The sequence below is a fragment of the Sphingobacterium haloxyli genome (assembly GCF_002980525.1).
Lineage (GTDB): Bacteria > Bacteroidota > Bacteroidia > Sphingobacteriales > Sphingobacteriaceae > Sphingobacterium > Sphingobacterium haloxyli.
In genome coordinates, this window is the sequence record NZ_PVBQ01000021.1 from 1 (window position 1) to 24,672 (window position 24,672).

The 24,672-nt window shown below is 41.6% G+C and carries 25 protein-coding genes, 1 tRNA gene and 1 rRNA gene; 12 read left to right on the top strand and 15 right to left on the bottom strand.

Annotation, left to right across the window (positions count from 1 at the left end):
• Positions 1–107: ribosomal RNA gene (gene rrf, locus C5745_RS18240) — 5S ribosomal RNA — on the top strand; the annotation flags it as partial.
• Between the two features lie 393 nt (positions 108–500).
• On the opposite strand, the gene sucD is transcribed toward rrf, so the two are convergent.
• Both sucD and C5745_RS18250 read right to left on the bottom strand, forming a co-directional pair.
• Entirely contained in the window at positions 501–1,373 is an 873-nt protein-coding gene (gene sucD, locus C5745_RS18245) for a succinate--CoA ligase subunit alpha (RefSeq protein ID WP_105718501.1), read from the bottom strand.
• Positions 1,374–1,483: 110 nt separating this feature from the next.
• Positions 1,484–2,017 carry an RNA methyltransferase gene (locus C5745_RS18250; protein ID WP_105718453.1) on the bottom strand — a complete coding sequence of 178 codons (534 nt, stop codon included), beginning with the start codon at positions 2,015–2,017 and terminating at the stop codon, positions 1,484–1,486.
• A 137-nt stretch (positions 2,018–2,154) separates the two neighbouring features.
• On the opposite strand from C5745_RS18250, the gene rpsT reads away from it, so the two are divergent.
• On the top strand, positions 2,155–2,409 hold the full coding sequence (gene rpsT, locus C5745_RS18255) for a 30S ribosomal protein S20 (protein WP_105718454.1): 255 nt from the start codon (positions 2,155–2,157) through the stop codon (positions 2,407–2,409).
• An 81-nt stretch (positions 2,410–2,490) separates the two neighbouring features.
• On the opposite strand, the gene C5745_RS18260 is transcribed toward rpsT, so the two are convergent.
• Together C5745_RS18260 and C5745_RS18265 are read right to left on the bottom strand one after the other, a co-directional pair.
• Positions 2,491–3,348 (bottom strand): family 16 glycoside hydrolase, encoded by an 858-nt coding sequence (locus tag C5745_RS18260; protein WP_105718455.1) that lies wholly within the window; start codon positions 3,346–3,348, stop codon positions 2,491–2,493.
• 16 nt (positions 3,349–3,364) lie between these two features.
• Positions 3,365–4,180 carry an AraC family transcriptional regulator gene (locus C5745_RS18265; RefSeq protein WP_105718456.1) on the bottom strand — a complete coding sequence of 272 codons (816 nt, stop codon included), beginning with the start codon at positions 4,178–4,180 and terminating at the stop codon, positions 3,365–3,367.
• A gap of 117 nt (positions 4,181–4,297) precedes the next feature.
• On the opposite strand from C5745_RS18265, the gene C5745_RS18270 reads away from it, so the two are divergent.
• On the top strand, positions 4,298–5,788 hold the full coding sequence (locus tag C5745_RS18270; RefSeq protein WP_105718457.1) for a succinate CoA transferase: 1,491 nt from the start codon (positions 4,298–4,300) through the stop codon (positions 5,786–5,788).
• A gap of 76 nt (positions 5,789–5,864) precedes the next feature.
• Here C5745_RS18270 and C5745_RS18275 read toward each other — a convergent pair whose 3' ends face one another.
• The 5 genes from C5745_RS18275 to C5745_RS18295 all read right to left on the bottom strand — a co-directional run bounded on the left by C5745_RS18275 (position 5,865) and on the right by C5745_RS18295 (position 9,774).
• Positions 5,865–6,443: a hypothetical protein gene (locus tag C5745_RS18275; protein WP_105718458.1), complete on the bottom strand. Its 579-nt coding sequence runs from the start codon at positions 6,441–6,443 to the stop codon at positions 5,865–5,867.
• Positions 6,444–6,569: 126 nt separating this feature from the next.
• Complete coding sequence (locus C5745_RS18280; RefSeq protein ID WP_105718459.1) at positions 6,570–7,517, bottom strand: glycerophosphodiester phosphodiesterase family protein; 948 nt, start codon at positions 7,515–7,517, stop codon at positions 6,570–6,572.
• Positions 7,501–8,022, bottom strand: coding sequence for a shikimate kinase (locus C5745_RS18285; protein WP_105718460.1), 522 nt, complete (start codon positions 8,020–8,022; stop codon positions 7,501–7,503). The genes C5745_RS18280 and C5745_RS18285 overlap by 17 nt, the downstream gene beginning before the upstream one ends.
• Positions 8,022–9,221 carry a BT_3928 family protein gene (locus C5745_RS18290; protein WP_105718461.1) on the bottom strand — a complete coding sequence of 400 codons (1,200 nt, stop codon included), beginning with the start codon at positions 9,219–9,221 and terminating at the stop codon, positions 8,022–8,024. The genes C5745_RS18285 and C5745_RS18290 overlap by 1 nt, the downstream gene beginning before the upstream one ends.
• Before the next feature lie 4 nt (positions 9,222–9,225).
• The gene (locus tag C5745_RS18295) at positions 9,226–9,774 is read right to left on the bottom strand and encodes a DUF1599 domain-containing protein (RefSeq protein ID WP_105718462.1); all 549 of its coding nucleotides are present in this window, start codon (positions 9,772–9,774) and stop codon (positions 9,226–9,228) included.
• Between the two features lie 285 nt (positions 9,775–10,059).
• Between C5745_RS18295 and C5745_RS18300 the strand changes: the two genes are divergently transcribed.
• Genes C5745_RS18300 through cysM form a run of 4 tightly spaced genes read left to right on the top strand, consistent with a single transcriptional unit; the run spans position 10,060 to position 12,950 of the window.
• Entirely contained in the window at positions 10,060–10,857 is a 798-nt protein-coding gene (locus C5745_RS18300) for a HipA family kinase (RefSeq protein WP_105718463.1), read from the top strand.
• Entirely contained in the window at positions 10,835–11,218 is a 384-nt protein-coding gene (locus C5745_RS18305; RefSeq protein ID WP_105718464.1) for a DUF3037 domain-containing protein, read from the top strand. Before C5745_RS18300 ends, C5745_RS18305 begins: the two co-directional genes overlap by 23 nt.
• 50 nt (positions 11,219–11,268) lie before the next feature.
• Positions 11,269–12,078 carry a serine O-acetyltransferase EpsC gene (epsC, locus tag C5745_RS18310; RefSeq protein WP_105718465.1) on the top strand — a complete coding sequence of 270 codons (810 nt, stop codon included), beginning with the start codon at positions 11,269–11,271 and terminating at the stop codon, positions 12,076–12,078.
• A complete protein-coding gene (gene cysM / locus C5745_RS18315) occupies positions 12,078–12,950 on the top strand; it encodes a cysteine synthase CysM (RefSeq protein ID WP_105718466.1) in 873 nt (290 codons plus the stop codon). Before epsC ends, cysM begins: the two co-directional genes overlap by 1 nt.
• A 45-nt stretch (positions 12,951–12,995) precedes the next feature.
• Here the strand turns inward: cysM and C5745_RS18320 are convergent, their stop codons facing one another.
• A complete protein-coding gene (locus tag C5745_RS18320; RefSeq protein WP_133166389.1) occupies positions 12,996–13,691 on the bottom strand; it encodes a hypothetical protein in 696 nt (231 codons plus the stop codon).
• 113 nt (positions 13,692–13,804) lie between these two features.
• Between C5745_RS18320 and C5745_RS18325 the strand changes: the two genes are divergently transcribed.
• A complete protein-coding gene (locus C5745_RS18325; protein ID WP_207795846.1) occupies positions 13,805–15,283 on the top strand; it encodes a DUF3943 domain-containing protein in 1,479 nt (492 codons plus the stop codon).
• A 20-nt stretch (positions 15,284–15,303) separates the two neighbouring features.
• Here the strand turns inward: C5745_RS18325 and C5745_RS18330 are convergent, their stop codons facing one another.
• The 3 genes from C5745_RS18330 to C5745_RS18340 all read right to left on the bottom strand — a co-directional run bounded on the left by C5745_RS18330 (position 15,304) and on the right by C5745_RS18340 (position 17,431).
• Positions 15,304–15,867 (bottom strand): GNAT family N-acetyltransferase, encoded by a 564-nt coding sequence (locus C5745_RS18330; protein ID WP_105718469.1) that lies wholly within the window; start codon positions 15,865–15,867, stop codon positions 15,304–15,306.
• A gap of 66 nt (positions 15,868–15,933) precedes the next feature.
• Complete coding sequence (locus C5745_RS18335) at positions 15,934–17,277, bottom strand: trigger factor (protein WP_105718470.1); 1,344 nt, start codon at positions 17,275–17,277, stop codon at positions 15,934–15,936.
• Between the two features lie 72 nt (positions 17,278–17,349).
• A tRNA-Leu gene (locus C5745_RS18340) sits at positions 17,350–17,431 on the bottom strand.
• Between the two features lie 206 nt (positions 17,432–17,637).
• On the opposite strand from C5745_RS18340, the gene C5745_RS18345 reads away from it, so the two are divergent.
• The 4 genes from C5745_RS18345 to C5745_RS18360 all read left to right on the top strand — a co-directional run bounded on the left by C5745_RS18345 (position 17,638) and on the right by C5745_RS18360 (position 22,653).
• On the top strand, positions 17,638–18,255 hold the full coding sequence (locus C5745_RS18345; RefSeq protein WP_105718471.1) for a hypothetical protein: 618 nt from the start codon (positions 17,638–17,640) through the stop codon (positions 18,253–18,255).
• A gap of 2 nt (positions 18,256–18,257) precedes the next feature.
• Positions 18,258–18,560, top strand: coding sequence for a winged helix-turn-helix domain-containing protein (locus C5745_RS18350; protein WP_105718472.1), 303 nt, complete (start codon positions 18,258–18,260; stop codon positions 18,558–18,560).
• Positions 18,561–18,612: 52 nt separating this feature from the next.
• Complete coding sequence (creD, locus tag C5745_RS18355) at positions 18,613–20,088, top strand: cell envelope integrity protein CreD (protein WP_105718473.1); 1,476 nt, start codon at positions 18,613–18,615, stop codon at positions 20,086–20,088.
• A gap of 468 nt (positions 20,089–20,556) precedes the next feature.
• Positions 20,557–22,653 (top strand): S9 family peptidase, encoded by a 2,097-nt coding sequence (locus C5745_RS18360; RefSeq protein ID WP_105718474.1) that lies wholly within the window; start codon positions 20,557–20,559, stop codon positions 22,651–22,653.
• A 43-nt stretch (positions 22,654–22,696) separates the two neighbouring features.
• Here the strand turns inward: C5745_RS18360 and C5745_RS18365 are convergent, their stop codons facing one another.
• Both C5745_RS18365 and C5745_RS18370 read right to left on the bottom strand, forming a co-directional pair.
• The gene (locus C5745_RS18365) at positions 22,697–23,644 is read right to left on the bottom strand and encodes an MlaD family protein (protein WP_105718475.1); all 948 of its coding nucleotides are present in this window, start codon (positions 23,642–23,644) and stop codon (positions 22,697–22,699) included.
• Between the two features lie 65 nt (positions 23,645–23,709).
• The gene (locus C5745_RS18370; RefSeq protein WP_105718476.1) at positions 23,710–24,543 is read right to left on the bottom strand and encodes an N-acetylmuramoyl-L-alanine amidase family protein; all 834 of its coding nucleotides are present in this window, start codon (positions 24,541–24,543) and stop codon (positions 23,710–23,712) included.
• Between the last annotated feature and the right edge of the window lie 129 nt (positions 24,544–24,672).

Genomic DNA, 24,672 nt, shown 5'->3' on the forward strand with positions numbered 1-24,672 from the left:
TGCCTATATCGGCGGTGTCTACCTCTTCCCATTCCGAACAGAGCAGTCAAGCCCGCCAGAGCCGATGGTACTGCCGTAAAAGGTGGGAGAGTAGGTCGGTGCCGATTTTTATACAAAGCCCCTTCAGTAATCTGGAGGGGCTTTCTTGTTTATAATATTTAATGCCTAACTTCCAAGAATCATATTTATATTATAATTAGCGATAAGAATCTGGCCTGTGTTAGCCTTCCTATTGAAAAGCGAAATGTCTCAGCGTATATAATCCCTTTATAGCATATGAGTTCGATGTGACAGAATACTTCCAAGAAGATCGTTTAATATGGCTTTTGATTGAGTGAAGAATCGACCTTGTCGTTATGGTGAAAAAGACGACCTGATTTCTCAGGAATGTGAAGAGGGCTTCACTATGAAATGTATAGCAGCGAGGCGATGACTTAAAAAAAGGGCTTGCGTTTTATTTACGCAAGCCCTTTCTATCTATTTTGGATGAATTTTTAGCATTATTTTGTTAGCTCTTCCGCGATAGCTACGCCGATTTCTGCGGGAGATTCTACAACACGTATACCGCATTCACGCATAATTTTCATCTTCGCAGCAGCAGTATCATCTGCTCCGCCAACAATTGCACCAGCGTGTCCCATGCGGCGTCCCGGAGGCGCTGTTTGTCCAGCAATAAAACCGACCACTGGTTTGGTACCATGTTCTTTAATCCAACGTGCTGCTTCTGCTTCCATACCGCCGCCAATTTCTCCGATCATGATGATACCCTCTGTTTCAGGGTCGTTCATTAGCAATTCTACAGCTTCTTTTGTTGTTGTGCCGATGATCGGGTCTCCACCGATACCAATTGCCGTTGTGATACCTAAACCTGCTTTTACCGTTTGGTCAACCGCTTCGTAAGTTAATGTTCCCGATTTGGAAACTACTCCAACTTTTCCTTTTTTGAAGATAAAACCAGGCATAATGCCAATTTTAGCTTCTTCCGCAGTGATGATACCCGGGCAATTTGGTCCGATCAATCTAGATTTTTTATCGCTTAAGTATGATTTTACTTGAATCATATCTTTCGTAGGGATACCCTCTGTGATACAAACAATAACTTCAATACCTGCTTGAGCTGCTTCCATAATCGCGTCAGCGGCAAATGCAGGGGGAACAAAAATGATGGAAACGTTAGCACCCGTTGTTTCTACTGCATCTTGTACCGTATTGAACACCGGACGATCCAAATGAGATTGCCCTCCTTTGCCGGGAGTAACGCCCCCAACTACGTTTGTCCCGTACTCAATCATTTGAGATGCGTGATAAGTACCTTCATTTCCGGTAAAGCCTTGTACAATTACCTTTGAATCTTTATTTACTAATACACTCATTTTTTCTGTTTTTTTGCAAAGCAAATCTACCATTTTGCAATGACTTCTAAAAATTTAAGCTTATGCTATTCGTCTTTTTTTTGTGTTCATTTTCCCAGCACCTTCTAGTATCACAAAAACTTAAATTTTTGCGCAAATTGCCATAGCACAATTCCGATAGTAACCGATACGTTTAGCGAGTGTTTAGTGCCAAATTGAGGGATCTCAATACATCCGTCGATGGCTGGCATGACCTCGTCAGAGACGCCGTGTACCTCGTTGCCGAATATCAACGCGTATTTTTTTTGTGGATTTGTTTCAAAGCTTTGTAATGGAATGCTCCCAGAAGCTTGTTCTACCGCAAGGAGCGTATAGCCCTCTTTTTTCAATTGTCCAATAGCAGTTTTCGTATCTGGATAGTATTCCCAATCAACGGACTGTGTTGCACCTAGCGCTGTCTTCTCGATTTCCCGGTGTGGAGGCGTACCCGTGATACCAGATAAAATGATGCGCTCAACCGCAAATCCATCCGCGGTGCGGAAGGTTGATCCGACATTATGCATGCTGCGTACATTGTCCAATACGACGACGATCGGAATTTTTTCTTTATTTTTGAAAGAATCGATGTCATCCCGATTTAACTCTTCCATTGATAGTTTTCGCATGAGCGAAATTAAAAAGGAAAGATTAAAAAAAGAACAATAGCATAATATTTTCGAATACATTTTGAATATTGGAAACGATATGTTATTTTTGCATTCCGAAATTGGTATAAGAAAGAAAATAAAATTAGCTAAGAGAAATGGCAAATCATAAATCAGCGCTTAAAAGAATTAGAGCAAACGCGGCAAAACGCTTAAGAAACCGTTACCAAGCAAAAACTACTCGTAACGCAATAAAAAAATTACGTAATACAACAGATGCTGAAGAAGCTAAAACGTTGTTACCGAGAGTTGTGTCTATGCTTGATCGTTTGGCTAAGAAAAACGTTATCCATAAGAATAAGGCTTCTAATAACAAATCCAAGTTAACTAAGTTGGTTAACAAATTAGGTTAATTTGTAAGCTATTCGTTAAGAATAAAAAGGGATGTATTAATTTACATCCCTTTTGTTGTTGGCTTTCGTAATAGAATTTCGCTATAGGAGCTTTTGAACAATGTCGTTGAGTTTAGTCTGGTTATTCTTATAAGGAGATAAATCGTATAATTCTACTTTTGTGAAATCGATTGGGTGACTTTCGCTTTGCAAGTAAATAAATCCTTGGTTTAAAAGTTTGCCTTCCGGTTTCTGGGCGGGATCATAATTTTCTACGTTTCCTCCTCCGATTTGTGGTTTATTGTATTCTAGCACTACTTCTCCTTCCAGTATGTGTTGGATAAGCGAGTCGCCTAATACTAAGAAATCAGCCGTTACCCATTCATCTCCATGATACGTTTTTGAAGTTGAACTGAGGCAGTGTGGTGTGTATAGCGAATCGAGAATCATTACATTCGTTCCCGGTGTGCAGAGGTTTGATGTTGTGCGTTCGTCGCTCCCATTTCCACCCAGAAGTTGCCCTTCAATGGATATGGGGAAATCCTGGTCTTTTAACATTGTGCTTGGATCCTGCCCATGAAGCATGGCTCCACTGTTGCGAAAAGCCCAGCCCTCACCTCCTTTAACCTGTTGATCAACGAAACGATATTCGATCCGGAGCAAGTAATAGCTATAGGGTGTGTTATACGCTAAGTGGCCGTATTGCTTATTGAATTCGTCGTAACTATCATAACGTACTTTCAACAAACCGTCTTCTACACGAAATGTGTTAGCATAGTTCTCGCCTACTTCATGTAGTCTGATTTTTGGCGTCCAATCGTTGATGTCGCTCCCATTGAAGAGCTGGATTGGTTGAGGTGTTCCATCGTCCGATGCTGCCGTTTTACTTTCGGCCGAAGAACAGGCAACTAAAATGGCTCCAGTTGCTAATACTGACAGAAGATTGAGTTTGATGTTCATGCGTTTGGTTTAAGGATTATAATAATAAATTTTTATTTTTGACATATTCACTGGGTCTTACCCCGATAACTTTGTTAAACGTATTGCTGAAGGTTGGCAAGCTGCTATAACCAACTTGCGTGGCTACCTCATTCACGCTCGCCTTTTCGTCCAAAAGCAGTTTTAATGCGGTGAGCATGCGAAGGATGGTGTAATATTGGATAAAGCTCATGTTTAATTCCCGTTGAAAAAGACGGGCTAATGTTCGTTCGCTAATCTCAAATTCGTTTGCTAGGTTTTTAAAGCTGATATTCTCTTCTATGCGTTGTTCCAAATAATTGACAATCGCTTTTAGTTTTTCATGTTTCGGATAGGGGAGTGCTAGAGGCAATTCGGTTTGCGAAATTTCGGGAAGGATTAACTTGAAAGCTTTCGCGATAGAGAATTTGGCGTCTTCACCAGGAAATATGTTCCCTGTCCAGCGATTGGTAAACATAATAAACTCGATCAAAAAATCATTGACAGGGTAGATGTTTACTTTGTCATAAAAATCAGTGTCGGTATCAAATTTGGGGAAATATAAGTTTCGCATCACGACCTCTGGACTGCTGGGATAAATGCTGTGTCTTATTCCACCGGGAATCCATATATAATGACGCGCGGGGAGAAAGTAAGATTTTTCGTCAGTTCTTAAAAAAACAATTCCTCCTTCGGTATAAAGAAACTGCCCTTTTATATGGCTGTGTTCCGAAATGAAGCTTTCCCCCATAAGTGCATGGTGGCAATAAATACTATCTTCGAAAGTGTCTACTTCCGTCATATAATATTTGTCTACATAAAGCGTTCTGTCCATTATTCTTTTAAGTAGGAGGCATAAATTTCTCGTTTTTTAATGATATAACCAAAAAAGTAGAAGACATACACAAATTTGCTTATCTTACATCTTGTTGACGAATAACAATAGCTTAGTATGAAAGAGGAAAGAATAAAATTCGAAAGGTTGAAAGATAAAGTAATCACCGTACAAGAAGCTGTCGATTTTTTTGAGAATGATATGGTGATTGGTGCCAGTGGATTTACGAAAGCAGGAGACAGTAAAGTTGTCTTGGAGGCCTTGGCAGAACGCGCGAAAAACGAAAATATAAAAATCACGCTAATGACCGGTGCCTCGTTAGGTCATGATACAGATGGAAAGCTTGCAGCAGCAGGAGCTTTAAAAAAGCGAATGCCGTTTCAGGTAGACCGTACGCTGCGAAATAAAATTAATGCAGGTGAAGTATTGTTTATCGACCAGCACCTTAGTGAGAGCGCAGAATTGCTACATAATAAGAACCTTCCGTCCGTTGATATCGCAATTATTGAAGTAGCTTATATCGATCGGGATGGTGGCCTTGTGCCTACCACCTCCGTCGGAAATTCAGCTACATTTGCTGAACTTGCAGAAAAAGTCATTATTGAGATCAACACGGCTATTCCAATGGAAATTTATGGTCTCCATGACATATATAAACCGGAGAACTATCCACATCGAAATGTAATACCTATTGTTGCGCCGTGGAATAAGATTGGACGCAAGACCATAGCTGTTAATCCGGATAAGATTGTTGGAATCGTTTTTACCGAGAAAAAAGACAGCCCGGCAGAAATCGCTGAGCCGGATGCGAAAACATCGGCCATAGCTACTCATATCTTAAATTTCTTTGAGAATGAGGTACAACTGGGCCACCTTAGCGACCGGCTTCTGCCGTTGCAAGCAGGTATTGGGAAAGTAGCCAACGCTGTACTGATGGGCTTCAAAAATAGTAATTTCTACGATTTAACCATGTTTTCTGAGGTATTGCAAGATAGCACATTCGACTTAATTGATAGTGGGAAGTTGTCATTTGCGTCGGCATCGTCTATTACGGTGTCTGAAGCCTGTTACGAACGGGTATTCGGCAATTTACAACGGTATCGGGATAAAATCGTACTTCGACCGCAAAACATTTCCAATACACCTGGTTTGATTCGCCGCCTAGGGGTTATTGCTATCAATACGGCAATTGAATTTGATATTTACGGAAACGTTAACTCTACACATATAGCAGGTTCAAAAATTATGAATGGTATCGGTGGTTCGGGTGATTTTGCCCGAAATGCATACCTCAGTATCTTTGTGACGCAAGCAGCTTCTAAAAATAATACGATTTCGCACGTGCTGCCTATGGTGTCGCATGTGGATCATACCGAACATGACGTTGATATCTTGGTTACGGATATTGGTCTGGCGGATTTGCGCGGACTTGCTCCGAGGGAACGCGCCCAAACAATTATCGATAATTGTGTGCACCCGGATTTTAGAGAAGAACTTCAATCCTATTTTGATAGGGCATGTGAAAGAGGGGGGCATACGCCTCACTTACTGGAAGAGGCTTTCAGCTGGCACTTACGGCTTACGGAAACCGGTACAATGAAAAAGTAGGATGCTTTGTGCGCTAAAACAAAAAGCACATCCCCGTTTGAGGATGTGCTTTTTCTACTACAACATATACTGCTTTTTATCTATTTCCAGGTAGATAAATCTGAAAGCCAAGGCTTACACCCAATCCGCTTTGTCCTCCGCCGGAATTGATATTAGCTTTGTTGTAATTGTATCCCACCGTCGTTTCTAAAGCCACCGTTTGTGTAATAAAGTGAGCATAGCCGCCAGCTACACCGAGTTCTAGCGATACATCATCCCCCCTTGAGCTACCGGCAATACCTACGTTTCCATGACCAAAGAAACGGCCGCTTGCACTAGCTCCTCCAGGAAAGTAATAACGTACAAAAGGTGCTACACCGTAAGTCCACTCGTTGTCCCCATCCTTAACTGAAGCAAAGCCTAGACTGGCCTGTGCACCGATAGCGACGCCATCCGAAACAAAATAACCAGCACGCGGCCTTAATCCTATATTAAAGGATTCTGCTTCAAAATTGTAACCTAAGCCGGCTAATTCGCCACCGACCATCCAGTTACCTTGTCTGATAGGCTCTAGACCCACGTTGGCTGATGTCTGTGGTGTGGTCTCTACACGTTGTGCTTGTGCGCTAATTGCGAAACCTCCTAGTAAGAGGCATAGAAATGTAAACTTCTTCATATTATGATCTATTACGTTAAAATTATTCTAATCTGATTTAATAACGTTCTATGATGATAATTGTTTGAAGTAATTTAATAAACAATGCAATAATTTAAAGTAGTAGTCACGTCCTCTATGAAGACGTTAATTGACAAATGGAGAGGACAGACCACGTTGTTTACCGTAATAGTCCAATGTTTTCGCTGCTTGAAATGGTCGGTCTGTACTCAATATATCAGCACCGTTTTCAATATATTCCGCGTAAACCTGTTCGCCTCTCTCTTGCGCTTGGCGATCCAAGTTTCCGATGGTGCCCAGAATGCATAGGATACCGTGCTGATGCAATAGATCGGTGAGGTTTTTGTCAGCCTGCGATGTGCCGATAAAAGCAACAAGTCTCGTATCCGGAATATCCATGTCATTTAAGCGTATCAAGTCTTCTATATTTTTGATAGAAGCCGAAATCATTAAATCTGGTGCGAGGTTATGCACTACTGCCGCTTGATTGGCACTGTAGGTAATGATTACGACATATGCTTCGGACTTTGTTTTTCTGATGGCATCTACCACGAGTTGATAAGGTACATTTCTTTTTACATCCAACGTGAAAATAACCTGTCCTATGCCCCATCGTAATGTTTCTTCCAATGTTGGAATACGATAGTTAGTTACCGTTCCTGCAGGATCTTTTAAGTGTAATTCTTTCAATTCAGCTAAAGTGTATCGACTTACTTTCCCCCCTCCCGTTGTGGTGCGGTCTAATGTTTCATCGTGCATTAAAACGAGAACAGAATCTTTTGTGAGCGCTATGTCACACTCGATAATGGCAGGCATTTTCGAGGCCACTCGTTGGAAGGTCTCGATAGCGTTCTCGGGATAGTCGATATCCGGTCCGCCCCGGTGTGCACTGATTAAAGGAACCCTGTTTTCCGAATAGGTGAGAAAACGATACAAATCCTCTATTCCTTTAAAATTAAATACCTGCCGCGTGTTGCCGGTTCCAAGCGTATTTGTTTCAGTATTGCTTCTGAAGCAGCTGCCGAAAAACAATAGCAATACGAGGGGTAAACAACAGTTAATTGCTTTTTGCATAGGTCTTAATGGATTGGGATATAGTATCTAAAGAAGAGTTTAATTGATCGATACGGATATGTGCCTGGCTGTAAAAAGGCTCTCTTTCGTTCAGTTTTTCTTCAATGAATTGTAAAAGAGCTTCATCACGTAACCCACGGAGAGCGGGACGGGAAGCGATATTTGATTGTTGTAGCCGATTATACAGTGCTTTGGGTGTGAGAAATAGATAAATAGAGATACCATTTTCCAGAATCCACTGCATGTTGTCAAAAAAACACGGACTACCACCACCAGTTGAAATAACCGCCGGTTTTCCACCTTGTTCTTTGAGTATCTGACTTTCTAGTTCGCGAAACTTCAGTTCGCCATGTTGTATAAAGTATTCGGGTATCGACATGCCAGCACGCTCTACAATCAAGTGATCTAAATCAATAAACTTTAAGTGTAGATGGCTGGCCAACTTCTTGCCTAAGGTAGTCTTCCCACTACCCATAAAGCCAATTATAAAAATGGGTTTATCCATTATTTTGCTAAATAATCTTCTTCCAATTCTCTTTTTGATGGGAACGTGATCTTTGACCATTTTTTAATTACCGTTCCGTTTTGCAGTAGCAATACGCCGGGATTAGAGCGAACCATACTTTTAAGAGGGACGGCATCGGCGTAGAACGTTTCCAGTACGAGATCCATTTCGTCTTGAAGACCTCTTGCTACTTCTGACGAACTGGTGGTTAATAATAGTGCGCGGAGGTTATAGTCTGTCGCTAAATCACGAATTGTTGTATTAATGCGATCCAGCGCGATAATGTCTGCTAAAGATAGTTTGTCTACATAAGTGCTTACCACCACAAAGTTGTAATAAGGGTTTGTTATGATCTCTTGCGTTACATCATTTCCTTCTGCATCCGATATCAACAAATCCGGGATGGGGATTTGGTAACCTTTTTTGACAAGCTTTGATGTGGGTTCACCCATAACTTCCCAGTTGTCATCTTCCCAAATGCCATCCATATATTCTTTATCAGTGACTTTTTTCAATTCTCCCGTTTGTTTATGTTTGATTTCATAGACGTATTCGTATACATCTCCTTCTTCTCCTTCGGGGAGTATCATTAGCTCCGGTATGTTATTGCCCTCCTTATAAGGAAGAAAGTCTATAAAAGGAAGGAAGTAAATGGTATAGGCACCTATCCCAAAAGATAAAAGAATGACCAACGTACTGACTAGGCGTCTTGTAGTCTGATTGGAGAGGATAGGCTTTATGCGTGTTCTGTATTTGAAGATGACAAGCACGAATGCCAATAGGATAATATCTTTGATAAACGATTGCCAGGGTGTTAGCGGGATGGCATCACCAAAACATCCGCAGGAACTCACGACTTCAAAAAAAGCAGAATAGAAAGTCAGGAAGAGAAAAAATATCGTTAATAGCAATAAACCCCAAGCTACTTTATTTTTATAGAATCCCAATAACAGGAATACCCCGAGAATGATTTCCAGGCCACAGATAAGAACGGCAAGCCAAATACTGTAGTCGTTGAGAAAATCCATGTTAAAAACCAGAAAGTACTCTTCCAATTTATAGCCGAAACCTGTTGGGTCATTCGCCTTGATAAAGCCCGAAAAAATGAAGAGTAAACCAACAAATATCCGGCTAAACCCTAATGCAATATCAATCGTGCCAGCATTCTTTTTTCGTGTGGGGTTAAAGTTCGTTTCCATGAGTCTAGTTTTGTTCGGCAAGTCCTAGTTTTATAAGTGCAAAAACGGCATAGTTGAGCATGTCTTGATAATTTGCTTTCAATCCTTCTGATACGAGTGTTTGCCCGCCATTGTCTTCAATCTGTTTGACACGATGAATTTTCATGAGAATAAGGTCTGTCAACGACGAAATACGCATATCCCGCCAAGCTTCGCCGTAGTCATGATTTTTGGCAAACATCAAATCACGCGTTTCATCTACTTTTTTGGAGTATCGCTGATCTACAATATCGTACGCCAAGTTTTCCTCTGCGTCTTCGAGCATCTCTAACTGCATCATCGCCATTACGCAATAGTTGACGATTCCGATATATTCTCCTAAAATGTCTTCCCCGACTTTCGAAACTTTTTTGACTTCCAGCGTCCTTATTCGCTGCGCTTTGATATAGATCTGATCCGTTATAGACGGCGGACGCATAATTCGCCAGGCGGTACCGTAATCTTTGGTTTTCTTTAGAAATAAATCCTTACAATGTTTTATAACAATATTGTATTCGGTAGTCGTGTCCGTCATTGTCGCTTGCCTTTTCTATTGATAGTCCTACAAATTACAAATATAATTAGAATATGTTTAAGGGACAGGTCATAAAAAGGTACAATTTGCTATTAAAGGAACCATCATGATTTATTCAAGCCATATTTGAGGGATGAATTATCGAGCTTGCAAGCTCCTGGATACTTATTTAACAGGCACTGGTTATAAATCTGATAGCTTCATCACCTTTAAAATAAAATTAAATACAGATGAAAAATAATTCCGTTCTTTGAGGTATGAAACATCAGATATAAGGACAGGACGATGAAAATATTTAAACCAGAGATACGTGAAGTACGTATTACACGTTATATCCAACCTTTTCGGGAGGGAGGATCGTTGCCTGCTTTGGTGGATGCGGACGATGGATTTAGCTACGTCATTAAGTTTCGTGGGGCGGGCCAAGGAAGGAAAGCATTGATTGCGGAGCTGATCGGAGGAGAATTATGTCGCTTTTTGGGGCTTCGCATGCCCGAATTGGTCTTTGCAGACCTCGATGAATCTTTTGCGCGTATGGAACCGGATGAAGAAATACAGGATTTATTACGTTTCTCGGTAGGGAAAAATTTAGGTGTGCATTTTTTGAACGGCGCAATTACGTTTGATCCGAACGTAGATGAGATAGGTGTAGAAGAAGCTTCCAGGATTGTATGGTTAGATGCACTGCTTATGAACGTAGATCGTACCGTACGGAATACCAATATGTTGATATGGCATAAAGAGCTGTGGCTGATAGACCACGGCGCATCACTTTATTTTCACCACACGTGGGATAACTGGAAAGAGCAGATGGAAAAACCTTTTGTACAAATAAAGGATCACGTACTACTTAAATTCGCGTCAAAGGTAGAAGAGGTGGATGCGCAGTACCGCTCTCTTTTTACAGAAGAAAATTTGTGGAACATATTGCAGATTGTGCCTGATGAATGGTTAGAAGACGAGCATAGGCAATCGAGTCCAGACGACGCCCGTCGCGTATATATATCTTTTTTGTTGGGAAGATTGGCCCATTCAGAAAACTTTATTAAACAGATACAACATGAGCGAGAGAACACTGTATGAGTATGCTATCGTACGCGTAGTCCCTCGCGTGGAACGTGATGAGTTTATTAATGTTGGCGTAGCACTCTATTGTCGGAAACAGCGATATGCACAGGTCAAGTTTTACATAAACGAAGCTAAATGTAGAATGCTTGATCCAGATATTGATTTGGAGTTAATTATGAAGCATCTGGATTCTTTTCAGCGTATCTGCACTGGAGATAATCGAGGAGGGAAACTGGCTACTTTAGAACAAGCAGAACGCTTCCGCTGGCTAACAGCAAAAAGAAGTACCATCATACAATGTTCGGTGGTGCATCCAGGTTTGTGCATTTCGGCAGAGGATACCCATCAAGAACTATTTGAAAAATTAGTATTATAGAAAGTGGAGTTTTTTTAAATTTGAAAAACACTAAACCTCACAGATAAAAAATGGAAGAATTTTATCGTCACATATATCAAAAACAAATGGAAGTCCAAGACATGCCCAGCAATGCGCGTATAGCAGATTGGGCGATGCACGTGCTCCATTTGCTGTTTCCAGAACGACAATCGTCTCATTTTCAACATGTGAATGATGTACGTAAAGCTTTTGAAGAAGCCGAAGAAGAGTTGTTGGAATTGTTGATGAAGACAAAAGCGTGCTCGCATTGTGACAACAAACTAATTGCGCGCCGTTTTCTAGAAGAGCTTCCTGCCATTTATGACGTGATGCTTACAGATGCGCAGGCGATTATGGATGGCGACCCTGCCGCACGGAGTCTGCGAGAAGTCATACGGACATATCCCGGTTTTACGGCTATATGTGTTTACCGCCTGGCACATCAACTGTGGAAATCGAACGTACCACTTATTCCTCGTATATTGACTGAACATGCCCATTCCAAAACAGGAATCGACATCCATCCGGGAGCCCAAATCGGCCGATACTTATATATTGACCACGGAACCGGGCTGGTAATAGGGGAGACTTGTATTATCGGAGACCACGTGAAGCTATATCAAGGTGTTACACTGGGGGCGTTGAGCGTAGAGAAAAACATGGTAGACACCCAACGTCATCCCATTATTGAAGATCATGTGATAATCTACGCAGGTGCGACAATTTTAGGGGGGCAAACGGTGGTCGGTCATCACTCCATTATTGGCGGAAACGTATGGCTGACTTCGAGTGTAGATCCTTATACTACGGTTTACCATCAGCCTAATTCTAAATTTATTGACTCAAAACCTATCGCATAATGGGGAAATTGATAGATACCATCGGTAATACACCCCTTGTGGAAATTACTTCTTTTCATGACAATTCCAACGTCAAGATTTTTGCTAAAATGGAGGGAAATAATCCAGCTGGTTCGGTGAAAGACAGGGCTGCATTGAATATGATCCGCTCGGCATTGGAAAGAGGAGAGATTACGAAAGAATCGAGATTGATTGAGGCCACCTCTGGTAATACCGGTATTGCCTTGGCGATGATCGCAGGTCTGTATGGCCTGGAACTGGAATTGGTTATGCCGTCTACTTCTACGCGTGAACGAACACTAACGATGGAAGCATATGGTGCGAAGGTAACGCTATTGGATAATATGGAAACCTGTCGTGATTATGCAGAAGAAAAAGCAGCTTCGGGAGATTACTTTATTTTAAATCAGTTTGCGAACCCAGATAACTATAAAGCCCATATCAAGTCGACAGGGCCGGAAATCTGGCGGGATACCGAAGGAAAGATTACACACTTTGTAAGTGCTATGGGGACAACAGGTACGATTATGGGGTGTTCGATGTTCTTAAAAAATGAAAATCCGGACATTCAGGTTGTTGGTTGTCAGCCGACAGAGGAATCTTCTATACCTGGGATTCGCCGGTGGCCAGCAGCATATTTGCCTAAAATATTCGATGCTTCGCGTGTAGATCGCGTGATTGATATTGCTCAACAAGATGCTGTTGGACGAACGCGGGAGTTAGTCAGACGAGAGGGGATTTTTGCCGGTATGAGTACTGGTGGTGCGTTTCATGCAGCGTTACAGGTAGCCAACGAGATCGATGAGGGTGTGGTTGTTTTTGTAGCCTGTGATCGCGGCGACCGTTATTTAAGCTCAGATTTGTTTGGGTAGCTTTTCAGCCCGCAGTTTGATAAGGCGGGCTGAAAGCTCCTTATTTTATTTATTATCTCTACTCCAAATTTCGTATATCGGAGCACCTTTGGAACTCAAACCGCTATGGTGCCAGGATCTGTCTTTTAATTCGCCGTCAAAGCTCAAATTAGCACCGACACGCGAATTGTCCCGCGAGAAAAATACGATATGTTCACTGTATTTACCATCAGTAAACGTATAATGTCCCCCTCCTGTACCGGAGAAAGTCTTCGCTCCTGGATCTATAGCCATCCATTGGAAATACCCATCCACCAGGAGCTTAATGGTTTTGCGGGTACCACTTTGATGTATTTGGACGAGGTCGTTGTCTTGTTTTCGTCCGGTTATTCGCCATAACCCATCCAAATCTTGCGCTTTAGCCGCTTCCTTTTTCCATACTTGTCCAGATTGTTCCTGTATACCGTTAGCATTAGCAGTCAAAGCAAAGCTTTTTGTTTGACCAATGGCGTCGGTATCAATATCATTATATTCTACCTGAACATCTAACGTCCCATCCTGATAGGTATAGGGACCGCCGAAAGTTGATACATAAGCGTCATCCTTATAGGTGGTTTGAGAAGAATATCCATCAATAAACATCCAAACGATATTTGTATCGTCCTTTTTTGTAGTATATACGCCCTTAAGATCTGGAACTGTTTGTGCGATCATCAGTGTAGTGATAAACATTAAAACAGTCGATAAAATTAATTTCCTCATGGTATGTCTATGTTGGTCCAACATAAAAGTAACAAATTATACTAAGACATGTTTTTTTCTTTCGATTTTCCGTTTCTATCACACAAAATATGCCTTTGCGGGTTAAGATGATAATGAGATTACTACAGTATTGTTTGTTGTTGACGGTTTTATCGTTATGTAACGTTAACGCAGATGCTCAACATTTCGGATTCCTACATGGTGTCGACACAACCATACAATTGTTGGACACGAGTCGGCATGCGCGTTGGGGGCAACGCTCACAAGTTCATTCACGGCCTAGCTTTGCCCGCACAGCAGAAGAGCCAAAAAGAGAAAAGAAATTTTGGAGAGCAGGTAGTGAATGGTTTTTGGCGCAAGCCTTTCCCGCTACTTTTAATCGGTTTATTACGAAAGATCCCTATTCCTACATCAGTTTTAAAAATTTCATCAACCATCAACGGTTTTCTGCCTGGGACTGGGACGACAACCAGTTTACTACCAATCATTTAGATCATCCTTATCATGGGCAGCTTTATTTTAATGCTTTCAGAAGTAATGGCTACAACTTTTATCAGTCCAGTATCGCTACGTTGGCTGGAAGTTACCTTTGGGAAACGGGTGGCGAAACGCAAGCCCCCTCGATTAACGATTTAATAAATACCACCTATGGTGGAATTATTCTGGGAGAAATGACACACCGTATTGCCCGTAATATTTTAGGAAGAGGAAGTAGGTATCCCCGTTTAAGAACTTCGAATGAAATAGGCGCATTTTTTGTTAATCCGGTGAATGGTCTAAACCGTCTGCTGGATGGTAAATGGGGTAAGGTTGACAAATACAACGCCGTCGATTCTTCCGCGATATGGACAGAAGTCAATATAGGAATGCGTCGGTTTGATGCACAGGAGGGGGATATTGTGGAAAAAGGAAAAAACGGGTCATATGGGCGGCTCAGACTATGGTATAGTAACGGTCTCCAAAATTTAAAACGCCCGTTTGATCAGTTCTATGTGAACCTGGAATTTGGCAAAGGAGACAGCACCTTTATAAATGCCGTGAATGTACATGCGCTTTTGTATGGCAATAAGTTTTTCAAGACCAAGCGTGGCGAACATTACGGGGTACTAAGCGCTAATTACGATTTTTACAATAATGACGCATTTTTTTATGGAGCACAGAACTTAATTTATAACTGGAATTCCGAGTTTCGATATAAAAAGCAGAATCGGCTCAACATGAGTTTGGGTGTGGGGGCAATTCTATTGGCAGCTGTACCGGATCCTTATTTGCTATATGGTGCAAGCCGGAATTATAATTACGGTTCGGGGGCGGGGTATCGCTACCGTGCCGAATTAAGTGTACTGAACCGGTTGCTTATCACAGGCGACTACAATGGTGGTGTCTTTTTCACCGTTAGCGGAAACGAATCGTATTATATTTTGCACGCCGCGACGCTAGAGGCCAGCTTACGCGTCATTAAGAGTTTCTCCCTAAATGTTAGCTCTGGCTATTTTGCATTGGAAGGGCATTTCGAAGATGAACAGTACGCTGATTTTAATCGAAAATTTCCATTTGGCCGGATATCGATAGGATATAACGTCCGGTTCTAGGCCCAGAAGCGACGAGGCAGTCACGGCAACGAAAACTGTAAGTGCGTTAATTCTTTCTCGAAGAGCTCGACATCCCGTACAGGTTTGAAGCCCATGTTTAAATAGAGTTTCTGTGCTTTTGGGTTTTCTTTGTCTACCAATAAACCTAACACTTCTTTTTGTCTATATACAAAAAGATCAATGGCGTAAAGCAATAAGATTTTTCCAATGCCTTTCCCCCGTGCAGCAGCTGATACTGCTAGGGTGTCAATATAAACTTCCCCAGCCTGTGTTTCATTGCCGAAGTTCAGTTCCCTATTAAAATGTGCGTTTAAATAGGAGAGGATAGGCGCACGTAACTGTTCTAGCGCATCTCCGCGATAAAGACAGATTTGTCCGATGATGCTCCCATCTTCTTCCGCGACGATGATATGTTCGTAGCTGTATTGGTTCCCAGTTTGCGCGATTTGGTGTGCCAGAAAAGTTATTGCTTTTTGCTGGTGGCGTTCACCAATAAAATAGTAAATAATATCTTCCATGGCCATCAACATGATGGGCGCTATTGCATTTGCATCAGTGGGTAGAGCTTGTCTAATCTGTAACATCTTTCAAAAAAACAATAAAGGCTACCCCAAAAAGGTAGCCTTTATTTGTGGTATTTTTAAGACAGCTTATTTGCTGTCTTTATCCAACTTTTCGAAATCTACGTAAGAGATCTCCTGTGGTTTTAACGTTACGTTTTCTTTTAGATAATCAAAAACTTTAAGGGCTTTTGCTTCTTCGAAAAGGCGGTTTGCTTGTTCTCTATCTTGTAACAACTGAAGAGCATATTGGCCCAATTGTTCATCTGTAGGCTCGTCGTTGATGTTGTACATCTTGATTTGCGCGTAGATGCGCTCTTTCGCCAAGTTAATCACTTCGTCATACTTAACTTCCAAGTTATTTGCTGTAACGATGCGGTTTTCAATGATTGTCCATCTCAAGTTGCTTAAGAAATCAGCAAAACCTTCATCCAGTTCCTCATCGGAAATATTAGGATTCGTCGCTTTCAGCCATTTTTTCAAGAATGCCTCTGGGAATTTGACATCGACTTTCTCCATACCATAAGTATACATGTCGTTACGTAACTTCTGGTCGGCATTTTGTTTAAAAAGACCTTCAACTTCTTCCTTTACTTTAGCTTCGAACTCTTCTTCTTTTGTCACATCACCCGCAGGGAATAACTTATCAAAGAATTCTTGGTTTAGGTCGGCTTCTTCCAAACGGTTGATGTTTTTAACAGTCAGCTCAAACTTTGTTACATCTAGATTTTCCGCCTCATCTTCGGTAATGCCTAAGATGCGCGCGATATCCGCTACTTTAAAGGCCTTTTTGATGTCGATTTTAACCGTATCATCCTGTTTCAACCCTGTCAAAGCCTTTTTAGTTTTCGCGTCCTCAATAATATCGGTACGTACAGAAGTTGTTTTTTCAATACCTTCTTCCTTGACTTGTTTCAACGTGGCGTATAGCACATCTCCTTCTTCAGAAACTTCCGGGTTCGTCATTTTACCGTAGCTGCGGCGAAGATTTTTAACACGCTCCGCTAAGGTAGCATCATCTGCCTTGATGTCGTAAGTTGTAAACGCTGTTTCTTTAGAGAACGGTGTTTCGAATTCAGGCGCGATACCAATTTCGTATGTAAAGGCAAACGTGTCGTTAAAATCCCAGTTATATTTCGCATCGGCATCATCCTCTACAGGAAGAGGTTGTCCCAAAACTTCCAGTTTGTTTTCGCTGATGTATTCCGAAATCTTATCGTTGACCAACTTATTGATTTCATCCAATAAGATCGATTTCCCGTATGTACGTCTGATGTGTCCCGGAGGAACCATGCCTGGACGGAAACCTGGCAGCTTAGCCTTTTTTGCTTGTTCTTTAATAGCTTTATCTACCGAAGGGTTGTAATCTTCGGGCGCTAGTTCAACCTTGATGTTCGCGTTGACGTCGTCAACTGTTTGGTGTGAAATATTCATACTCTCGTTTCGCTTTTACGCATTTTACAAAAAAAATCCTCCCGAGTTTATTAAGTTCGGGAGGACATCAAGTGCGGAAGAAGGGACTCGAACCCCCACGCCTTTCGGCGCCAGATCCTAAGTCTGGTGCGGCTACCAATTACGCCACTTCCGCAGTTATTAGGACTTTTATTGTGGCACAAAGATAGTAAGCCTCCTGTTATCTTGCAAGATTTTTTTGGATTATTTTATAAAAATAAAAAAAACATATTTTACGCTTGTATAAATGCTTTGTATTCATTTACTTTGTTTTTCAAAGTACTTTATTTGTTTGTACAGATAGTTGTTGAAGGAGATAAATAGATACATTATTATTCACATATGGATCAGCAGGATTTAATAAAAGAAATAGGGCATATCCGCTCGATGATGGAAAAATCGTCCAAGGTGTTATCTATTTCGGGACTTTCTGGAGTACTGATCGGTATTTACGCATTGCTTGGAGCCGCGGCAGGTTATGTTGTCGTATACGGTTTCGATAGTCGCTTTAATTATCGGGACCATTATGTTACCGAGCCAGCTGTTATTAATAACCTCATGGGTATCGCGCTGACCGTTTTAATTGCTTCTTTAACTACAGGTCTTTGGATGGCACGTAAAAAAGCAAAGAAGAATCGTCAGCACATTTGGAATCCATCTAGTAAAGCGATGCTACTGGCCATGGCGATTCCATTGATAGCAGGCGGACTGTTCTCGTTAGTGCTGCTTTCAAAAGGTTATTTTAGTTTAATAGGTGCAACACTTCTTATTTTTTATGGTTTATCTTTAACATCTGGAGGTATTTACACCTTTAAAGAAGTACGTTGGCTAGGCGTACTGGAGATTTTGTTAGGATTATTCGCGTTATTGTTCCCTGGCTATGGATTGTGGTTTTGGGCGGTTGGATTTGGCGTATTGCACATCATTTATGGTTTCATTGTACATAAAAGATACGAGTAGTAGTGGGTTTGGATTTTTCTCTATATGATAAGGTATTCGAAAATCGTATACGTCTACAGATCATGAGCGTACTTATGGCAAATGATTCGTACGATTTCAGTTCGCTCAAGGAAGCGTTGGAAGTGACCGATGGCAATCTGGCGTCCAATCTAAAAACGTTAGAGAAAGAGGGGTATATAAGCGTAGAGAAAAGTTTTGTTGATCGAAAGCCCAATACGCGATATGAGCGGACTGAAAAGGGTGTCAAAGCCTTTGAAAACCATTTGACAGCGTTAGAAAATTTAATAAAACAACAATATAAATAATTTTTTTACCCACAAACTTTGAAATTCAAAGTACTTTTAAAAACAAAAAAACATGGAAAATCAAAACAATCCACCCGCATTTCCACCGTCTCAACCTACCTTTTTTGAACGGTTGGCTAATTCTGTCATCTTGAAATTAGGGATTATTCTCTTTTTGGTTCTGCTCTTGCTTATTCCCATGGAGAGCGTCAAGGATTTAATAAGAGAACGTAAAAACAGGGATCAGTCCGTCAGCAACGAAATAGCCAGCAAATGGGGTGATAAACAAGTTGTTTCCGGACCTGTTATTGGAATCCCCTATACCTATTCCTATAGCGTGAACACCACCGATGAAAAGGGTAAAATTACCGTAGAAAACCATGTCGAAAAAGATTACGTCTTTCTCGTTTCGAAAAAACTCGATGTGGAATCTACAGTAGAGCCCACCTATTTGAAGCGAGGGATCTATCAAACGGTCGTTTATAACGCAACAGTGGCGTTGCGTGGCGAATTCGATGAAATAGACTTGGTCAGACTGGATTTGAATCCGGAGGATCTAGCATGGGAAAACGCAAAGGTATTTATTGGACTAAGTGACCTAAAAGGTATAAAAGCGATTCCGAAACTGAGCATGGGGCAGGATGAGGTGGAATTTGAAGTTGGTAATGCCGATGTGGCACTCTTTGAGCAGACGATGGTCGCCAATGTAGATTTATCGGATAGATCGACTAAAAACGAATTTGAGATAAATTTAGATATACGAGGATCGCGAAATCTGACTGTTTTTCCGACCAGCAACGAGACCAGCATAGTCGTTTCTGGTACATGGGATAACCCCAGCTTTAACGGCGGATTTTTACCGGAAGATCGGGCTATTTCAGAACAGGACTTTACGGCCAAATGGCGGATTCCGAGCTTCAGCCGAAAATTTCCACAGCAGTGGAAAGGGGCGCGAGGTCGTATGTACCAAATAATGAACTATGAGGTCACCGATGCAGATTATTATCCTGCTACTGCTACAACAGTGCCCTATTCCGCTTCTTCTGAACCAAATGTGCACCTATCTACAGAACAAGATATGGTACAAGTCAATTTTCTAGAGTCTGTCAATAACTACCAAAGAACCACACGCGTTGCTAAATATGGTATTTTGGTGGTGCTTTTAACGTTTACGTCGTTGTTCTTCACCGAAGTCATTAAGAAGCAACGGGTGCATATTGTCCAATATGTATTAATTGGCTGTGCTATGGTGCTGTTCTATTCACTATTATTGTCATTAAGTGAGTATATTGGGTTTAACTTTGCTTATCTGATTGCTGCGTTAGCCACGATTATTCTCATTTCATCATTTATCTTTGGTATCACAAGAGACAAAAAGATTGCGTTTATTTTCAGCGGTATCCTTTCTGCCTTCTACGTCTTTATTTACTCATTGATGCAGTTACAGGATTATTCTCTGATTGTCGGTACAATAGGTGTGTTTGTGATCCTAGCTTTATTGATGAGGCTATCCATTCGCGTGAATTGGTATCAGTTTGAGAGGAAATAACTTTCTTCTCTTCTTTTTCCCCGTGAAAAAGAAGCAAAACCGACCAACGGGAGCTCATGAACACCAAAGTAAACACAAGTTCATAAAACTCCCCACTTTAAAATTTGATGCGACCCTCTACCCCGCACTTCTCCCGCATCGAGAATAGTTTTGAATGGAGAGATAGTGCGTCAATAATATTTCTGCAATTTCAAAATTTTTATATATGGGATTACTAGGTTAATAGGGGGGAATACAATTGCATGAACCCCTCCTTAACTTTACTTGTCGCATCCAGATATTTGAGGTATGTAGAAATTCGCCCTTAGTACTATCCGTGATCTCAAATATCTGAAGCGACGACTTTTTTTGAGAGAAAAAAAGTATAAGCTATGCCGCGGCTTGAGCGACACAAAAAAATTATAAAGAAAACTCGATTTTTAAATCGAAGCTACATTTCCTATCTTGCGATGAAAAAGAACAAACTTTATGGATAAAATTTCAATTTTAGCCTGTACTATGATCGTGAGTACCTTGTCTTTCGGACAGGAGAATTCGAATATGAGAGTAAAAAGACCGGTGACAACAAATAAAGTATATCATTTGAAAAAAGAAGTGATGACCCCGGAAAAACTGTGGGAACTGGGACGTGTATCAGCAGAAGGGCTATCGGCAGATGGCAAATGGTTGGTGTACGGTGTATCCAATTATACGTTCGGCGAGAATAAATCAGAAAAAAACCTCTATGTCATTCCAATAAAAGGAGGAGAACCAGTCCAATTCACGCAGGAAGAAGGTGGTGAATCAGTAGTCCAGATAAATAACGATGGCGAAGTCATTTATCTGTTTAAAGAACAGTTATGGTCAAAACCGTTGGCCGGGGGCGAAGCGAAACAGCTAACAGATATAGAAGGTGGGTTGGCAAATGTGAAGTTATCCCCAGATGGGAAACAGATCCTCTTTAGCCGGGCCGTGCTCATTCATCCTTACCACAGTAAAGATAAATACAGCGATTTACCCAAGTCAGATGTCTATATTTATGACGATTTAGATTATAGACATTGGGATACTTTTAATGATGGTCGTTTTAGTCATCCGTTTATAGCCCCTTATGATAACGGTAAGGTGGGAGAGCCGTTGGATATTTTGGAAGGCGAACCGTTCTACAGTCCGCAAGCGCCCTTTGGGGGGGCGGACGATTTTACTTGGACGCCAGATGGCAAAGCCGTACTATATGTATGCAAGAAGAGATTTGGGAAAGAATATGCCTCCAGCACCAATACGGATATATACCGATACGATGTAGCCAGCAAAGTAACCACTAATCTTACGGAGGGCATGAACGGTTATGACACACATCCTATATATAGTCCGAACGGGCAGCAACTAGCTTGGCTTAGCATGAAAACTGACGGCTACGAAGCTGATAAAAATGATATTATCATTTTCGATAAGGCAACAACACAACGCAAAAATTTGACGGCACACTGGGACGGAACGGTTAATTCCTATATATGGAGCAAAGATGGTAGGAAGATATATTTTACAGCTCCGGTTCGTGGCACGGTACAGCTGTTTGAAGTAGAGCTGCCGAAAAGTTCTACGCAGAATACGTTGTCCAGCATAACGCAAATCAGTGAAGGTAAATTCGATATTGCGGGTATTGTCGGAGAGGTAGATGGCGGTTTAATTGTGACATCTACGACCATGACGCGCGCTGCGGAAATATATCGTTACGATTTCAAAAAGAGAGCTTTGGGAGCTATCACCAAGGTAAACGACAATATTTACAGCCATTTAGCAGAAACAGAAGTAGAAGGACGCTTTACCAAGGCCTCGGATGGTGAAGGACTATTCTCCTGGGTTATCTATCCACCAAATTTCGATCCTACTAAAAAGTATCCGACTTTGTTGTATTGCCAGGGCGGCCCGCAGGGCGCGTTGACACAAACCTATTCCTATCGTTGGAATTTCCAACTGATGGCCTCGCAAGGTTATATCGTGATTATGCCAAACCGTCGGGGAATGCCAGGCTGGGGTGTGAAATGGAACGAGGATATCTCTAAAGACTGGGGTGGCCAGGCGATTAAAGATTATCTGTCGGCGATCGACGATTTAGCGAAGGAACCGTACGTTGATAATGCGCGCATCGCTGCGGTTGGCGCGAGCTACGGCGGATATTCAGTATTTCAGCTGGCAGGTGTGCACGAAGGCCGATTTAAATCGTTTATTTCGCATTGTGGGTTGTTTGACATGACGTCTTGGTACGGAACAACAGAAGAACTATTCTTTGCGAATCACGATTTAGGTGGGCCATATTGGGATAAAAACAATGCGAAAACATATACAGATTTTAATCCCATAACGCATGTAGATAAATGGAACACACCGATCTTAATTTTCCAGGGTGGGAAAGATTACCGCGTGCCAATAGGACAGGGTTTGGCAGCTTTCCAAGCCGCCCAGCTAAAAAACATCAAAAGTCGTTTGGTTTATCTTCCAGACGAAAATCATTGGGTACTCTCGGGGCATAATGCGCTGGTATGGCAACGCGAGTTCTTTGGCTGGCTGAAGGAGACCTTATAACAGAAGGGGTTCGAGTAATAAGCTCGAACCCCTTTTGTTATGATTATTTCGTATCTTTTTTTCCGAAAATACTTAGACGGATATATTTGCCAGGCCTTTCCTCTACATCCTTAATTAAGTTATCAAGGCTTTCGGAAGCGTGGTTAAGATTATGGTAAAGTTTTTCATCATTTAATAATAAGCCGATAGACCCTTCGCCATTATTAATCTTGGTGGTAATAACTTCCACGTTTTTCATGACCTGAGTAGCGTTGTCGATCGTTGACTTGATTTCTGTCTTGGAAAGGTCATCGGACAAGCTGTCTAGATTTGTAAGAATATTGTTGATTTTGGTGTTATTTTTTTGGAAATTATTGGTAATGGACTCGAGATTTTGCATGATTCTGGCGAATCGGATTTTTTCCGACCCCATCAATCCTTCCACATCACTGGTAATCGCTTCCATGTTTCGCAACGAAATGGAAATACTGCGTAAACTGCTTTTAAAATCACGCTGAAACTCAACATCTAATGCTGTGTTCACCGCAGAAAGTACGGAGTCTAACTTGACGACGAGGTTTTCTATTTTTAGTTGCAGGGGCTCCACCTTCTCCAATAAATTTGCTTGTACGTCCGATAGGAGCGGATCGCCGCTTTTCGCCATGGTTTTACTATTGCCCAACTGGAATACAATGGCCTTGCTTCCTAAAAGGTCAGCGCTTACAATGCGGGCAACTGTATTGGAAGGGATATCATACTCACTTTTAATTTTAAAGTGCGTACGGATCTTGCCATTTTCCAAAAGTCTCATTTCCGATACACGTCCGATTTGGTAACCGCTGACGACGACAGGTTTAGAGATGGTTAAACCATCCACATTGTCATAGTCCGTGTAAAACACGTTTTCACGGGAAAACACATCATTTCCCTTCAAGAAATTATAACCTATGAACAAGAGGGTGAGCGCAACCACGGTAATAATACCGACTTTCGTTTCGTTTGATATTTTCAAAATATATCTAGCTTGGGTAAATTAAATCCATTATATGTTTAACAACAAACGAATGTAACAAATGTTTATCGTTCAGCCGCGGTTTTGTACGTTTTAATTGCATCAAATAAGTTCTGAACTATCTCTTTTTGACCCGCCGTTGACAACATATAATTTTCTTCGGTAGAGCTGCTCATAAAACCAAGCTCGGTCAGCACAGCCGGCATACCCGCGGTAGAAAGTACCGCTAGAGATTGCTCTTTAACACCCCTGTCGGGACGATTGGATGTAGAGAACTTGTCCTGCATTAGGGAAGCCAATTTGATGCTTTCCCTACGGTATTGGTTTTTCATCAATTGGAAGACAATCATGCTAGATGGATCCTTCGGGTCAAAGCCACCATAGTTTTCTTCGTAATTGTCTTCTAACAAAATCGAAGCGTTCTCCCGAATAGCAGCGTCTTGTTGTCCTAGACGATTATATCCGCACACTAACGTTTCTGTCCCCCTGGCGGGCGACCGGCGCGTTGCGGCGGCATTGCAATGAATGGAGATAAAAAGATCCGCTTTATGTTTGTTTGCCAACGCCGGCCGCTCGTACAACGGGATAAATATATCGGTCTTACGTGTGTAGACAACTTTTACTCCAGGGAGCTCATCTTCTATTTTTTTTCCTAGCTTTAAAGCCACTTGAAGGGCAATATCCTTCTCATTAGATCTCGCGCCTCTTGCGCCAGGGTCTCTTCCACCGTGACCAGGGTCAAGCACGATCATACGGACCGGTTGTCCGGCAGCTTTTGGTTCCTGCCTTGGGGGCGAGTCGGGAGAAGCGAGAGGAGTAATGGATGAAGTTGTTACCGTCAACGTAAAAATCGTAGCCACAAATAAGGTCAGCCTTTTTACATTTAAATTTCTCGTCATGTGTATTATATCCTTGTATATCCTCGTTTAAAATATGCTACAAAGGTAGTCTAAAATTTATTTTTTATTAACGTTTGTCTGTCGCGCTTTCTAAATCTTTTTTGCCTATTTTTGCCGACAGGTAGTTTT